The 17,387-nt window shown below is 62.2% G+C and carries 3 protein-coding genes; all 3 read right to left on the minus strand.

What is annotated here, in order from left to right; translation table 11 throughout:
* Positions 1-998 (minus strand): AMP-binding protein (locus tag BJD99_RS00860; protein ID WP_143541982.1); only part of this gene is annotated, 998 nt, incomplete at its 3' end.
* A 436-nt stretch (positions 999-1,434) separates the two neighbouring features.
* The gene (locus tag BJD99_RS00865) at positions 1,435-8,823 is read right to left on the minus strand and encodes a non-ribosomal peptide synthetase (protein ID WP_084344885.1); all 7,389 of its coding nucleotides are present in this window, start codon (positions 8,821-8,823) and stop codon (positions 1,435-1,437) included.
* A gap of 310 nt (positions 8,824-9,133) precedes the next feature.
* Positions 9,134-17,383, minus strand: coding sequence for a non-ribosomal peptide synthetase (locus tag BJD99_RS00870; protein ID WP_256895252.1), 8,250 nt, complete (start codon positions 17,381-17,383; stop codon positions 9,134-9,136).
* Positions 17,384-17,387 lie beyond the last annotated feature (4 nt).

A 17,387-nucleotide genomic window follows, 5' to 3' on the forward strand; every position in this document is an offset into this window, starting at 1 on the left:
ACACCACGCTCCACCGCCCACCGACCCAACAACTCAGGCGACCACGCCTCACCACCGACCACCACAACCCGAAGATCGACCAACCCCACCGGATCCACCGACGCCAACGCAGCCGGAGTCACGAACGCATGCGACACCCGCTCCGAAACCAACAACTCCCACAACTCCACCCCACCGAACACCGACGCCTCCGCCACCACCATCGTCGACGACGCACCCACCGCCAACAACAACTCCAACATCGACGCATCGAAACTCGGCGACGCAAAATGCAACGTCCGCGACTCCCCCGTCAACCCATACCGATCACGCTGCTCCACCGCAAAATTCGCCAACCCCGCCTGCGTCACCACCACACCCTTCGGAACCCCAGTAGACCCCGACGTATACACCACATACGCCGCCGACTCCGCCCGCAAACGCCCGACCCGATCCACCGCCGACACCGGATCACCCGACACCGACGCCAACAACGCCACCACCGCCGGATCATCCAACACGATCCACTCCACACCCAACGGCAACAACCCCACGAACTCACGCACCGTCACACCGACCCGCACCCCCGAATCCACCACCATCCGCTCCAACCGCTCCACCGGATACCCAGGATCGAACGGCACCACAGCACCACCGGACTTCGCCACACCCCACACCGACACCACCGAATCCACCGACCTCGGCAACGCCACACCGACAAACCCATCCACCTCCACACCCGCACCCACCAACACCCGAGCCAACCGCGAAGACAACGAATCCAACACCCGATACGACACCTCAGCAGAACCACACACCAACGCCGACGAATCCGGACTCCGCTCCACCGCCGACGCCAACAAATCCGGCAGAAGAGCAACGCGCGCCCGACGAGTGCGAGGCTTACGCCTGTCCTTGTTACGCCCGCTGGATCGACCTGATCTCGCCGGCCCTGCGGCCGACGGATCCAGGGTGACGTCGGATTCGATGTCGTCCGAGTTCGGGTTTTTCGCATTCATCGGTGGGCAGTACCTCGCAATCGGTCGGGATACGGACTGACTCAACGTCGAGATTGTGCCGTGATTGCGCTGTTATAGCGGTAAATTACGCAACAATCAAAATGAAAAGTCTGTTTTACAAGTCCAGAATCTACTCCGAAGGTTACCAAGCGCCGACCGATCTGCACTCACTCACGCCGTGCACGAACAGGGCCACCTGACCCTGACAAGCCCTGAGATGCGCTCTGAGCGCGCACGGCGGACCGTATTATTTTCGGTTATCGGAGCCGCTCACTATGTCGACGCCTTTTATTATTGAGTTGCACTAGCTTCTCGGCCGAAATACAACCGAGATAGAAGTGAACACACAGAAAACATGCAGGAAGCAAGTAACGTGCAGGTTTTCCTCGAGTGTTCACACGCGGCCACGGTCCACTCGTGCACGACGGCTGGACCGTCAGCCGAAGATGGTCCAGCCTGCAGCGGAGTCCGACGCCGGAAGCTGCGTATCGACCGGGTTCTCGGTCAGAACGACGGACACGAGGTCTTCCGCCTCGATTCCCGCTTCCAAGGCCGCATTCTGGGCACCAGAGACGAACGCATGGGTCACCCAATGCTCGCCGATCACGGCCTCGGGATCCTCGGGCTCACCAGGCGCCGACACGACCATCGTCGAGCCTGCTGACGCTGCGAGCGCGAACTCCAGTAGAGACCATCTGGTGCCGAACCTCGCCGTCCCGTACGTACGCGACTCGAAACTCACCCCGAGGACTCCCCGTAGCGAGTCTGCGATCGCGACGACATCACCGTGGGAGAGAGTTGGGCCGTGGGAGAGAGGTGGGTCGACCCCATCGAAGAAGGCAAACGGATCCTCGGGGCGAAGAAGTCGCACTCGTTCCGAATACGCCACCGGACGCGAGGAACGCTCGGCAAGGGTCTTGATCACCGAGTCATCGCTCAGGACGATCCACTCGCCGACCGAATCCTCGACCGCCTCTACCGTCGCCGCGATGCCCAGGACCGCGCTGCTCGATGTGGGACCGGCTACTGCACCACCGCTTTTGGCGACAGCCCAGAGCGTGACAATCTGCTCGACCGACCGCTCGATGGCGACTACGACCGCATCCCCAGGTCCGACACCCCGCGAGATCAGCTCACGTGCCAGCCGCGACGACTGTTCGTCCACCTCGCCGAAGGTGATGTCGACGTCGCCGATCGAGATGGCAGGCGCGTCGGGGTCTTCGTCGACCACAGTGCGCAACACCTGGGCGAGGGTTGTCCCTTCCACACCAACGGTTGCCGCGATGTCGACCGACGGTGCGGCCGTCAGAACGTGCCCTTGGTCGGCCTCTGTATCGGATTGGATGTCTATGTCACCGACGATCACCTCGGTGCTGCCGGCGATCGCGTCGAGCACCAGGGTGAAACGCTCTCCAAAGCGCGAAATCGACTCTTCGTCGAACAGATCTGTCGCATAGGTGAACACGACCTGCAATCGATCACCGACGCGTTCTACCGTCACCTGAAGATCGAACTTGGCCGCCAGTTCACCGCCGTCGAGAACCGAGATGGACAACCCCGGAAGTTCGAGTGTGGCTTGCTCCTGATTCTGAAGCGACAGAACCACCTGGAAGATCGGGTGGCGGGCGACCGAGCGGGTCGGGGACACTGCGTCGACTACCCGCTCGAAAGGGACGTCCGCATTGGCGAAAGCGCCGAGGTCGACGCTCCGCACTCGGTCGAGAAGGTCATCGAATCGATCCGCGGGATCGACGTCCACCCGAAGGGCGAGCGTGTTGACGAACATTCCGACCAGCCCATCGAGCGCGGCGTCACCGCGACCGGCGACTGCAGTGCCGATCACGATGTCACGTCCGCCGCTCATCCGAGCCAACAGGACTGCAAGCGCGCTATGGACGACCATGAACAACGATGCGTTGTTGGCGCGCGCGATCCGGTTCAGCGAATCTGTCAACTCCGGAGTCAGCGACGTAGCCCAGGATCGACCGCGCATCGACTGTTGAGGCGGACGCGGCCGGTCTGTGGACAGATCCAGCTCGTCCGGGACACCGACCAGCTGTTCCGTCCAAAAACGGAGTTGACCGGCTGCGATCGAGTCGGCCTGCTCTGCGTCACCCAGTACGTCGTGCTGCCACAGCGCATAGTCCGCGTACTGCACGGTCAGCGGAGCCCAGGCAGGGGCCGAACCGGAGATCCGTGCGACGTACGCCGTCATCACATCTCGTGCGAGAGGTGCCATGGACACCCCGTCTGCCGAGATGTGATGAACCGATACTGCAAGCACATGATCGGTTTCGGTGAGCGCGAACAGTTCGGCCCTGACCGGTATGTCGGTGGACACGTCGAAGCCGCGCGAGATGGTGCCGCGAACCCGATCGATCAGTTCGGTTTCGCTCGCGCATGCAATCGGCGCTAGGTCGAGTCCGACATCGGCGACTTCGAGTATCTGCTGGAATGGGCCGTCCGCGTCGGTCGGATAACTCGTTCGCAGGCTCTCGTGCCTGTCGATCACATCGCGGATGGCACTGTCGAGTGCCTCGAGATCGAGTACACCGGCCAGTCGAATCGCCAAGGGAATGTTGTACACCGACGAGCCTGGATCGAGGCGGTTGAGGAACCACATCCGTTGCTGGGCAAGCGAAAGCGGAATGCGCTCGGGACGTTCGGCAGCAACCAGCGTCCTTCGGCCACCTACACCGAGATGACGACTGGCGCACGACGCGAGAGCTGCCACAGTCGGAGCTTCGAACAGCTCTCGAACGGACACATCACTGCCGAGTGCCGCGTTCAGCCTGGCTATGACGCGGGTTGCATCGAGAGAATTGCCGCCGAGCTCGAAGAAGGAGTCGTCCGCCCCCACCACGTCCTGGGACAGAACTGTTGCGAATACTTCGGCGACTGCCTTTTCGGCAGGGGTGCTCGGTGCACGGAAGGGTGACCCCGACGCGTACACCGGCACCGGCAGTGCCCGATGGTCCAGTTTGCCATTGACCGTCAACGGCAATTCGTCCAGGATTTCGATCAGATCCGGCACCATGTAGGCGGTCAAGAATTGTGCTGCATCAGAACGCAATCGGTTGACGTCGATGGACGCTCCGGCCGAGGGCACGACGTACGCGACGAGAGACTCACCCTCACGGTCTTCGGTGTCGGCGCCCTGACGCAGATCTCGGCGAACCATCGCCACCGCCTGGGCGACGTCGGAATTTCGGAGCAACGCCGATTCGATTTCACCGAGTTCGATGCGGAACCCGCGCAGCTGAACCTGGGTATCAGTGCGTCCGGCATATTCGAGCTGTCCACCAGCATTCCAGCGGCCTCGGTCGCCGGTCCGGTACATCACCGTTCCACTCGGTCCGAGCGGGTCGGCCACGAACCGAGTCGAGGTGAGTGCCGACTTGCCGAGGTAACCGCGAGCAAGTTGTCCGCCGCTCACGTAAAGCTCGCCTGCCACGCCAATGGGCGCGAGACCCAGCCGCGAATCGAGAACACGAACCGTCAACCCTGGCAACGCGTCGCCGATCACACTTGCTCTTGCCCTGTGCGCTGTTTCCCGCGAGAGAGCGAGGAAGGACACGTGCACGGTGGTCTCGGTGATGCCGTACATGTTGACCAGTTGTGGACCGTTCGGATGACGGGAATACCAACGCTCCAACGAGCTCAGATCGAGCGCTTCACCACCGAACACTATGTAGCGCAGGGAAAGTACCGGCGCATGGTCCCCCGCCGAACGTTCCGCCTCGGCCAGCTGAGCGAACGCCGACGGTGTCTGATTCAGCACGGTGACGCTTTCGCGCGCGAGCAGTTCGAGGAACTTCTCGGGCGAGCGAGAGGTGTAGTAATCCACTGTCACCAGCCGGCCACCGGACAGCAACGGTCCCCAGATCTCCCAGACGGAGAAGTCGAATGCGTAGGAATGGAACATGGTCCATACGTCTTCGCTGCTGAACTCGAACCGCTGCGCCGCGGCCGCGAACAGCGTTGTGACGTTTCGGTGGGTGACGGCAACACCCTTCGGGAGTCCAGTCGAACCGGATGTGTAGATGACATACGCGACGTTGTCGGCGGAAGCGCTTCTCGGCAGCTCGGAACCGGAGAGTGCGGATCCGTCGAGCTCGGTGACCGAAGCGGAATCGACGTCGACCATGGGACAGTCGAACGCGCCGATCGAGGAGAGTTCCGTCTGTGACGTGATCACGGCGCCGGGGACTGCATCCCCGAGGATGTACGAGATGCGATCTGCCGGATTGCTCGTGTCGATCGGGAGGTATCCCGCACCGGCTTTGAGAACCCCGAGAATCGCCGCGATCAGATCGACCGACCGCGGCAGCGCGACCGCTACCAAGCTTTCCGGTTCCACACCGGTCGCCGACAACGCCCGTGCAATCCGATTCGCTTTGCCATCCAGCTCCGCATAGGTGAGAGTGACATCGCCACTGGTGACGGCCGGCGCCCCCGGGTTAGCGCGTACGGCCGCTTCGAAACGCTCCACGAGCGTTGCATCGCCGCCATCGACGAGTTCGGTGCCCTCGGCGCTCAGCGCCACGCGCTCTGCCTCGTCCACGATCTCGATATCACCGATCACTACATCGGCATCGGCGACGACGGCGCTGACTATCGCGGTCAGCCTTCGAGCAAAACCGACCGCGGTTGCTTCATCGAACACCTCACGCGCATAGGTCAATTCGACGGCCAGCGGGCCTTCGCCACCAGCGTCCGACGCCAACTCGGTTACCGCCAACTGCAGATCGAACTTGGCTATCGCGACATCGAGGTCCACGCCCGTCACCGTCAGGCCCGGCAGGGTGAACCGAGACGGTTCCATGTTCTGGTAGGTCAACATGACCTGAAAGATCGGGTGGCGTGCAGCACTTCGTTCTGGATCCAGAATCTCCACCAACCGCTCGAACGGCAGATCGGCATGAGCAAACGCCTCGAGATCCACCCCGCGTGCGGAGTCCAGCAGGTCACGGAAACGGAGGTTCGGGGACGTATCGGTACGAAGCACGAGCGTATTGACGAACATGCCGATAAGGTTGTCGAGGGCCTCGTCACCACGACCCGCTACCGGGGTGCCCACGGCGATATCGGTGGAGTCAGAAAGCCGTGACAGCAGCACGGCGAGTGCCGCGTGAACAACCATGAACACGCTGGCGCCCGACGCCGTCGCCAAAGACCGCATCTGTCGATGCGTATCGGCATCGATTGTGAACGTATGTGTGGCACCGAGATTCGACGCGACCGCAGGCCGGGGGCGGTCGAACGGCAGCGATAGCTCGGCCGGAAGGTCCGCCAACGCCTTCGTCCAGTACTCGATCTGATCGGAAATGACCGAATCCGACTCGAGTTCGGATCCGAGGATGTCGCGCTGCCACAGGGTGTAGTCCGCGTACTGAACGGGTAACGGCGCGAAATCGGGCACCGTGTTCTGTGTTCGCGCGTGATATGCCGTCATCACGTCGCGAGTGAGGGGCCCCATCGAAACTCCGTCGCCGGAGATGTGATGTACCACGAACACCAGAATGTGCTCCTCGGCCGAGACCTGGAGAAGCCGCACCCGAAGTGGCACTTGGGTTGTGACATCGAATCCACCCGATACCGTATCCATCACGGCGGCGGCGACATGGTCCGGATCAACGATGATCGGAGTGAGCTCGGCGAGAACGTCGTCCACGGAACCGATGCTTTGAAATCCGACGCCGTCATGGTCCGGGTACGACGTTCGAAGAGATTCGTGTCGTTCGATCAAGTCACGGATGGAATGGAACAACGCACTCGTATCGAGCCGGCCGGACAACCGAATCGCAACCGGGATGTTGTTCACCGCAGACGCAGTATCGAACCTGTTCAGGAACCACATCCGCTGCTGGGCGAGCGAGAGCGGAATTCGGTCGGGCCGACTGCGTGGAGCCAGAGCAGCATGCGCGTCACCGAGTGATCGTGACTCGATCTCACGAGCGAGGTCTCCGACAGCTGGATTTCCGAAGAGCAGCGGAACCGGGACTTTGACGTCCAGGGCCGCGCCGAGACGCGCAACCAACCGGGTTGCAACGAGAGAGTTTCCACCCAGATCGAGGAACGAGTCCGTTCTGCCGACGCGTTCGACTCCGAGCACCTCGGCGAAGATTGCGGCGACGGTTTTCTCCAACTCGGTCACCGGCTCCACGAATTCCTTGCCGGCAAAGACCGGCTCCGGCAATGCCGCCCGGTCGAGCTTGCCGACCGGAGTGAGCGGAACCGAATCCAGCTCGATGATCTGGGCCGGAATCATGTGTGCGGGCAGCGTGTGGCCAAGATGTTCGACAAGCTCGTCGACGTCGAAGTCCACACCTGCAGCGGGTTGTACGTACGACACCAATGCTGTTTCACCGGAAGGAAGTTCGCGACCGACGGTAGCAGCGAACTGCACATGCGGATGAGTGGCGAGCGTGCTGTCGACTTCACCCAACTCGATCCTGAAGCCACGAATCTTGACCTGAAAGTCGCTACGGCCGAGGTAGTGAACAATGCCGTCGGAGTCACGTCGGACGACATCTCCGGTGCGATACAGGCGGGTGCCGGTTCCCGAGGCATTCTGCCCGGTTGCCGTCGCTTCTGGGAACGGATTGGCGACGAATCGTTCGGAAGTCAGCGCTGATCGCTTGTTGTATCCCTCGGCGAGCTGCGCACCCGCTAGGTAGAGCTCGCCACTGACTCCTGCCGGAACTGGACGGAGCCGGTTGTCGAGCACGAATGCACCGACACCTGGGATCGGTGTGCCGATGACCGGTGCTTCGCCCACCACGAGAGGCGCCGTACTCGTTGCCAGGATGGTCGCTTCGGTAGGTCCATAACCGTTGAAGAACAGACGCTGCTGCAATCCTGGACCGCGTTCGGCACCGACCCATCTCGTCACCAATTCACCGGTGAAGGTGTCACCGGCCACGACGACCGCTTCGAGGTCGGGAAGGCCGTTCGGATCTACCGACCCCAACGCTCCCGGGGTGATGAGCACGTGAGTGACCTGCTTCTCACGAAGCAGATCGGCCAACTCCTCGCCGCCCCCGACCGACGCGGGAGCCACCACGAGCGTCGCGCCGGACGTGAACGCGAGCAGCAATTCGAGGACCGACACGTCGAAACTGGGCGAACAGACGTGCAACATTCGAGAGTCGGACGAGAGACCATAGTGCGGTCGCTCCGCTGCCACGAGCGGTCCGAGACCGGAATGGGTGACAACGACGCCCTTGGGCAGCCCTGTCGATCCGGACGTGTAGATGATGTAAGCCGCATGCGACTCGAGCAGTGGTCGAACCCGATCCGCATAGGAGATCGGGTGCGCTGGGTAACTCTCGACGGCCGCTGCAAGGCTCGGCTCGTCCAGCACGAGCCAGTCGACTCCGCTGGGAAGGCCTGCTGCGAACGATTCGAGAGTGAGACCGAGTACGACTCCCGAATCGGACACCATGTGCTGTGTCCGATCGGGAGGATAATTCGGATCCACCGGCACGAATGCCGCTCCGCTCTTGGCGACTGCCCATACCGCAAGGACGGATTCGACCGACCTCGGAAGAGCCAGCGCGACTCGGTCGCCGGGACCGACCCCTCGTTCGATGAGCGCTCTGGCCAGCTTCGACGACCGTTCGTCGAGCTCGCGGTAGCTGAGCGAGATTCCTGAGGACATCAGCGCAATCGAATCGCCTGCTGTTTCGACGGCACTCGTCAGCAGCTGCGGAAGTAGCTCTGTCCGGACGCCATGGCGACGGTTCGGACGTTCTCCTCGTGACCGGCGACCGCTTCCACGGGTAGCACCGTCGACCCGACTGCGGGATTCACTCGCACTCATGTCGTCGAGCCCTGTGTTCGATCTGGCCGGGTACGGAACGTCATGTATGCGGATCACCTTCGTTGTCGAAAAATTCGATGGTCTCGGCTCGGACTCTCCCCGAGTCGCCGAAAAGACATGGCTGAACAGACAGCCCAGTGTCGAACGGCCGTCCCGGGGTGGAACGCGCAGAGCAAGTTTAGCGAGCCCGGCTCAGCTCACCACCACATGATCGATTCGAGCCGACCGTGACCGGGTTCGCACGCCTCGGACATCTATCCCTTTTCAGGCGTAATCCGTTACCTCGCCAGCCCACAGGGCAGGTCGAGGGTCACATGTGAGTCACAGTCCGCCCGTCCGTCCATGTCTCGACTGCATCACCCGTCGCGGGCCCATCTGTGACGATCACGACTACCAGGTCGTCGAGATCCTCCGGACCTGACTGCTCGAGTACCTCGATCGGCACGAACGCGTGTGTCGCCCACGAGTCGAACAACAGGTCGGCCACCGAGGGGACGTCGATGTTCGGCTCGCCCATGATGAGAGCGCCACCTCTCGAGGTCACCGCAAAGGCCTCGAAGGCGGACGCGTCGGAATCGAACGATCCGTAGTGGTAGCTACGGGTGTCGTATCCAAGCTCGAATCGATCGGCGTAATCCGCTATGCGAAGCATCAATTCCGACTGAGTGAGCGAACCCGAAGCCAGAGTGAGAGCTTTGTGATCTCCGGACAGAGACTGCAATCGGTCCGAGTACGAGACCGGATGCCGCGGTCGGGACGCTGTTTCTCGGGCGAATTCGGCGTCGTCGACAACGAGCCAGGTCGGACCCGTCGGTGCCGTGTCGCGGTACTGCTCGACTGTGACACCGAAGGTGCCTTCGGGGACCGAACTGTGCGATCCGGGCTGCGAAGGAATCACCGCAGCACCGGTCTTTGCCACTGCCCACAATGCCTCGATCGCCGTCGTCGAACGAGGAAGATGTACGACAACCGACATTCCGGGTCCGACGCCTCGATCGATCAACGATCGAGCAAGTGTGGACGAGGCGACATCGAGTGCTCGGTAGCTGATCTCATCTTCGCCGGAGACCATCGCGGGTGCCTCCGGGTCGTCCTCGACGATCTCCGCGAGGACCTGAGGAAGCACCTGCATATCCGAACCCACGGATCGACGCGCACCCTGTGTGCCGGAATCCAGGTCGGTCGAGGCCATGACGACCTGCTCTCGTTCGTTCGCATCCAGAAGGTCGATCGTCCCCACTCGTGCAGCGGGCTCGTCGATCAACGCGTCCAGAATCCGAAGGAACCACCGACTCAGATCGGTGACGTACCGACCGTCGAGGACCGTGTCCAGGTACTTGAACGTCAGCTCGAGTCTTGCTTCGACGACCGTCAGAACCGTCAACGGGTAATGCGTGGCGTCGTCGACGCCTACACCGGTGATCTGAAGGCCATCGACCGAACTTGCCGCGGCGATCGCGTCGCGGTCGATGGGGTAGGACTCGAACACGAGGAGCGTGTCGAACAATCTGTCCACACCGATGCGCTGCTGAATCTCGGTCAGACCCACGTAGTGGTGATCGAGCAGATCCGCCTGCTGTCCTTGCAACTGCACCAGAGTCTCTGCCCGCGAGTGCCCGTCTCCGACATCCACACGAACCGGCAACGTATTGATGAAGAGTCCGACCATCGACTCGACGCCTGCTAGGTCGGCCGGCCGGCCCGACACCGTAGCCCCGAAAACCACATCTGCGCGTCCGGTGAGACGCCCCAGAAGGATCCCCCACGCCGCTTGCACGACAGTGTTGACCGTCACACCCAGCTTCGAGGCCATCGAGGACAGCACGGCAGTGCGATCCTCGGTCAGCGAGACCTCGATCTTGCCGATCCCCGGTACCGCCCCCGACGGGCGTGCGCTTTCGGTGAGCAGCGTCGGTTCCGACACCCCGTGGAAGGCGGCCGCCCATCGATCGAGCGAATCTTCTCGGTCACGGCCGTCGAGCCAGGACAGGAAGTTCCGGAACGGTCGTACTCGGGGCAGCACCGACGTGTCGGCACGGACTGCGTACAGCATCAACAGATCCTGCATGAGCAACGGCATGGACCACCCGTCGAGCAGGATGTGGTGACTGGTGATGCCCAGGTGCCATGCATCCGCGGCGACCTTGATCAGCGTGAACCTGATGAGCGGTGGCGCGGACATATCGAAGCGCTCCGCCTGAGCGGCAACAAGTATCCGCTTCGCCTCCGCGCGTCGAGAGTCCTCGGCAACATCCATCAGATCGATCTCGTGGAAGGGCAGTTCCAGAGCGCCGAGAACCACCTGGACCGGGCTGCCGTCACTGTCGGCGACGAACGCGGCTCGGAGATTGCTGTGGCGATCGAGCAACGCCTGCCCGGAAGCCCGCAAACGATCGGTATCGACGACACCGGACAGGTCCAGTACAGCCTGCATCGTGTAGACGTCCACCGTCGATTCGGTCATCATCGCGTGGAACAACAGCCCGGACTGCAGCGGAGTCAGAGGCCACACGTCTTCGACGCCTCGGTAGGCAGACTCCCACGAATCGATCTCGTCCTGAGTGGATTCGATCAACGTCAGATCCGATGGCGTCAGGCCACCCGCCTCTGAGGTTCGGCTGTGATCGGACAGAGCTTCCATCGCCTCGATCCACAGATCAGCCAACTCTGAAACGTCCGGAGGGTCCACAAGCCCGTTCGGGAAGGCGAACGTAGCACCCAATCTCGGACCATCCGGGCCGTCGGTGACGATGGCGTTGATATCGATGGTCGAGTTGGCAGGCATGTCCTCGTCCATCGAGGCAGTCAAAGACCCGAGGGCGCCCGTCGGAGCCCATCCGAAGTCCGCCAGCTCAGCCGGAATCTCGGACGAAGAAATCCGACCCAGATAATTGAAGCTGATCTGACCGGACGGGACCGATTCCAGTTCTGCGGAGGTCTCGTCGTCGAGATACTTCAGCAGTCCGTACCCCATCCCGCGATCGGGCACACGGTGAATTTGCTCCTTGACCGTTTTGACAGCCGCACCGACGGTGGCACCACCGGCAAACGCGTCGTCGATGTCGATTCCGTCCAGATCGAGCGCCAAGGGATAAGCACTGGTGAACCAACCGATGGTCCGCGACAGATCGGCACCAGGGACGACCGCTTCCTCGCGGCCATGCCCTTCGAGTGCGAACAGCGCACTCGTGGTGGAGATTCCACGATTTCGACGCCACCGTGCCACTGCCAATGCCAGGGTTGCCAGCAACCCATCGTTGACGCCACCTCGATAGAGGCGCGGCACGCGAGTCAGTAGCGCATCGGTCGTGTCGGCCGAAATCTCAACTTCGACACGCTCGACGGTACCTGCGACATCGACCGTCGGATCGAACGGCCTGCGACCCACCAGAGGATCGTCGAAGTTCGCCAAGGACTTCCAGATCGCCAGTTCCTCACGGCGCGACGGCGCTGCGGCTGCCTGGATCAGCCCATGCGACCACCGGCGCATCGAGGTGCCCACGGCTGGTAGCGATACCTGCTGCCCCGCAGCGAGTTGCGACCACGCGACCGCGAGGTCGGGGAGCAGGATGCGCCACGTGACACCGTCGACCACGAAGTGATGGGCCACGATGAGCAGCACACCGCGTCGACTTTCCTCGACGGTATCGGTGTCGCCTGCGGTGGGCGTTCCGGTGCTGAAGTCGAACCAGACGAACTGGATCATCGCACCCGTGGCCGGATTCAGACGCCCCATTGCGGCAGACAGTCTGTCGGAGGCCAGAGCCTCGAGATCAGCACCCGAGATCGAAGTGTCCACGCGAACCCTGTCGATGGCCGCGCCCACATCCACGCTGCCCTGTTCCCGAACGGCCATTTCACCGTTCGCGTATACCGCCCTGAACATGTCGTGGTGATCGACGATCGCAGTCAGGGTGGCAGTGAGAAGAGCCAGATCGATTTCTGCAGGCAGACCGACCGCCACCGACTGGGAGAACCGATCCAAGCGCCCACCAGCTTCGGTCACCTTGCGCATGATCGGAGTCAGTGGCATCGAGCCGATGCCGCCGCCCGGCAGTTCGGACAGGACCGTGGCACGGTCCGAATCATCGAGTCGGACCGCCACTTCGGCGAGACCGGCAACCGACTTACGTTCGAACACATCACGCGGAGTGAAGGAGATACCTCGAGCCTTGGCCCGCGAGACGAGCTGGATCGAGACGATGCTGTCGCCCCCGAGCGCGAAGAAGGACTCGTCGACTCCTACCCTCGGCATACGCAATACATCGGCGAAGACCTCGGCGATGATCTCCTCGATATCGGTTTCGGCAGCCCGGTACACCTGCTCCTCGAACACCGGTTCGGGAAGGGCGCGGCGGTCGAGTTTGCCGACCGGGGTCAATGGGACCTCGTCCAGAATCACGATCGACGACGGCACCATGTGCGACGGCAACGTCCGCCGCACGAACTCGGTTACCACAACCGGATCCACCGAGGCACCGACTGCAGGCATCACGTAGGACACGAGAACCGTTGCACCAGAGGGCAGATCCTTGCCGAGGGTAGCCGAGAAAGCCACCGACGGGTGAGCGGCAAGCGCAGCGTCGACCTCTCCCAGTTCGACGCGGAAACCACGAATCTTGACCTGGAAGTCCGAGCGCCCGACGAATTCGAGTTCCCGAACCTCCGGTCCGGTCCATCTGACGAGGTCGCCGGTGCGGTACATCCTCGCAGCCGTACTCGAATACGGGTCGGCGACGAATCTGCTTGCAGTGAGGGAACCCCGCTGGTGGTAACCACGAGCGAGACCTTCGCCCGCAAGATAGAGCTCACCTGCCACTCCAACCGGGACGGGCCGCAGTCGCCTGTCCAGGACCAGCGCCGATGTACCCCGAACCGGTGCACCGATGGTGATCGGTCGTCCCGGTTCGAGCTCGGCGAACGTAGAGATGATCGTCGTCTCCGTCGGGCCGTAGCCGTTGAAGTACCGGCGCCCCGGCGCCCAGCGCGCAAGCAGTTCGGAGGTGGTCACGTCGCCACCGACGGAGAGAACCCTAAGGCTGTCCATGCCCTCGGGATCCATCGTGCCCAATACCGCAGGCGTGATGATCGAGTGAGTCACTTTCTCCGAGAGGAAGATCTCGGCCAGATCAGGGCCACCGATGACGTCCGAAGGAACGATCACCAGCCGAGCACCAGCAGCGAACGTGACCATCCATTCGAGGACGGAAGGATCGAAGCTGGGTGAACAGATGTGCAGGAATCGACTCTCCGGGCTCACACCGTACAAGTCGATCGCCGAATCGCGTACCCCACGCAAACTCGCGTGGGTGACCACCACACCCTTCGGCAGACCCGTCGAACCCGACGTGTAGATCACGTAGGCGGGGTGATCGGTCGTCAAAGTCGCGGTGCGGTCGCTATCGGTTACCGGATCGCTGGATTGCGCAGCTATCTCTTCGCGGAGTTCGCCGCCGTCGAGCAACATCCAACTCCCGGCAGGCAACGCATCGACGTGCGCCGACGCTGTGATGCGTACGACGGCCGCCGAATCGGACAGCATGTGTTCGATTCGCTCCGACGGGTAGTTCGGGTCGACGGGCAGGTGAGCGCCGCCGGCCTTGGCAACCGCCCAGACGCTCACGAGCATCTCGTACGATCGCGAGAACGCCAGCGCAGCTACGGTATCCGGTCCGACTCCGCGACCGATCAACACACGGGCCAACTGCGAGGACGTCTCGTCCAATTCGCGATACGTCACCGACCGACCCGAAATGCGGACTGCCACGGCCTCGGGGTCGAGAGCGACTCCCCGCGTCAATATCTCCTGCAATGTCGACGCCGAGGCTACTTCGCCGCCATGCGCATGAGTCAGAGCGTCGGCTTCACCAGCGCCCAGGAGTTCCAAATCACCGACCGGCTTCGACAGGTCCGCCACCGCATCGTTGAGCAACCGGACAAATCTCACCGCGAAGTCGGACACCGTCGACTCGTCGAACATGTCTGCGGCGTAGGATAACTCGGCCGATATGCCATCGAGTTCGCCACCGGAGAGGACGTGCTCGCGCAGTGTGAGCGACAGATCGAACTTCGCAATGTTGGCCTCGAACGGAACGCCACTGACATGCAAATTCGGTAACCGAAGATCGGTCGAGGGCAGATTCTCGAACGAGAGCGCTACCTGGAACAACGGATGACGGGTGGTCGACCGTTCCGGGTTGAGCACCTCCACGAGCCGCTCGAACGGAATGTCCGCATGCGCGAAAGCCTGCAGATCCGCCTCTTTTGCCCGGGCGAGGATTTCACCGAACGAGCGCTCCGACTCGACATGCGTACGCAAAACCAGGGTGTTGACGAACATGCCCACCATGTCGTCCAGTTCGGACTGGCCCCGGCCTGCGATAGGCGCACCGATAGCGATGTCATCGGTGCCGGACATGCGGGCGAGGAACACCGCCATCGCAGTGTGCACGACCATGAACAGGGTGCTTCCCGTCGCTCGTGCTACGTCGAGCAACGCACGATGTAGCTCGGCATCGATTCGGAACGGAGCTTTCCCACCCTCATAGGTGCGAGTCGATGGGCGAGGTCGGTCGGTCGGAAGGTTCAGCTCGTCCGGCAAACCGGCCAAAGCGCTCTTCCAGTACGACACCTGCTGGGCAGCAATCGAATCCGGATCGTCCTCACTACCGAGGACCTCACGCTGCCACAACGCGTAATCGGCGTACTGCACCGGCAACGGAGCCCAACCAGGAGCCTCACCGACAGAACGTGCCGCATACGCCACCATCACATCACGCGTCAGCGGACCCATCGACCAACCGTCGGCCGAAATATGGTGCGCGACCAGGACGAGCACGTATTCGTCCGTGCCTACCTGGAACAGCTCGCCTCGCATCGGCAATTCGCTGGTGACATCGAATCCGGCTGAAATGACCTGCTCGACACGCCGAGAAATACCGGCCGGATCCACCTGTTGCGGTACGAGTGTCGGTGCCGCAGCCGAGACAGTGAGAATCACCTGCGCCGCAATACCATCGGTTTCCGGATACACGGTACGCAACGACTCGTGGCGAGCGAGTACATCTCGCACCGCCGCATTGAGGGCATCGATGTCGAGTGCTCCCGACAACCGCACTGCGACCGGGATGTTGTTGACCGCGGATTCGGTGTCGAATCGGTTCAGGAACCACATCCGCTGCTGCGCCAACGACAACGGCACCACACCCGGACGCTCCCGCGCCACCAACGCAACCCGATCCCCCGACCCCACCGACTGCTCCACCCGAACCGCCAAACCACCCACCGACGGCGCCTCGAACACCAACCGCACCGGCACCACAGCATCCAACGCCACACCCAACCGCGACACCACCTGCGTCGCAATCAACGAATTACCACCCAACGCAAAGAAATCATCATCGACACCCACACGATCAACACCCAACACCTCAGAAAACACCCGCGCCACCGCCTCCTCCACCGGAGTCGACGGAGCCCGAAACACCACAGCCTCGAACACCGGAGCCGGCAACGCCGCACGATCCAACTTCCCATTCACCGTCAACGGCAACGCATCCAACACCACAAACGCCGACGGCACCATGTACGACGGCACCACCGCACCCAACGCCACCTTCACCTCACCCACATCCAAAGACACACCCACACCACCAACCACATACGCCACCAACTGATCCCCCGCAAACTCATCCACCCGAGCAACCACCGCAACATCGACCACCCCATCGACCCCACGCAACGCCGACTCGATCTCCCCCAACTCGATCCGGAACCCACGCACCTTCACCTGAAAATCACTACGCCCCACATACTCCAACTCACCAGAACCACCCCACCGCACCACATCACCCGTCCGATACAACCGAGAACCCACACCCACACCCGCAACACCGACAAACGGATTCGCCACAAACCGCTCCGCCGTCAAATCCACCCGACCCACATACCCACGCGCCAACTGCACACCCGCCAAATACAACTCACCCGACACACCCACCGGCACCGGATGCAACCGCTCATCGAGCACCAACACACCCGTATTCCACTCCGGCACACCAATAGGCACACCCGCAACATCACCCGCCCCCACCTCATGCACCGTCACCGACACCGCAGCCTCCGTCGGACCATACAAATTGAACAACGCACCCGCATTACCCCGACGGAACCACTGCGCCGTCGCACCCGGCAACGCTTCACCGATCGCCAACACCCGCACCAACGAACTCGACAACACACCACCCGACACCGACAACAACGCCGACAACATCGACGGCACCACATGCAACGTCGTCACCGACTCCGCCACCATCAACTCATGCAGATACGCCACATCCCGATGCCCCTCCACCGACGCCACCACCACCGACGCACCCGACACCAACGCCGACCAGAACTCCCACACCGACAAATCGAACGTCGCCGTGGTCTTGAGCAACACCACATCACCGACACCCAACCCGAACTCGGACCTCTTCCACACCAACTGATTCACCACAGCCTCATGCGAAACCGCCACACCCTTCGGCCGACCCGTCGACCCCGACGTGAAAATCACATAC

It is taken from the genome of Rhodococcus sp. 1163, from assembly GCF_002091985.1.
Lineage (GTDB): Bacteria > Actinomycetota > Actinomycetes > Mycobacteriales > Mycobacteriaceae > Rhodococcoides.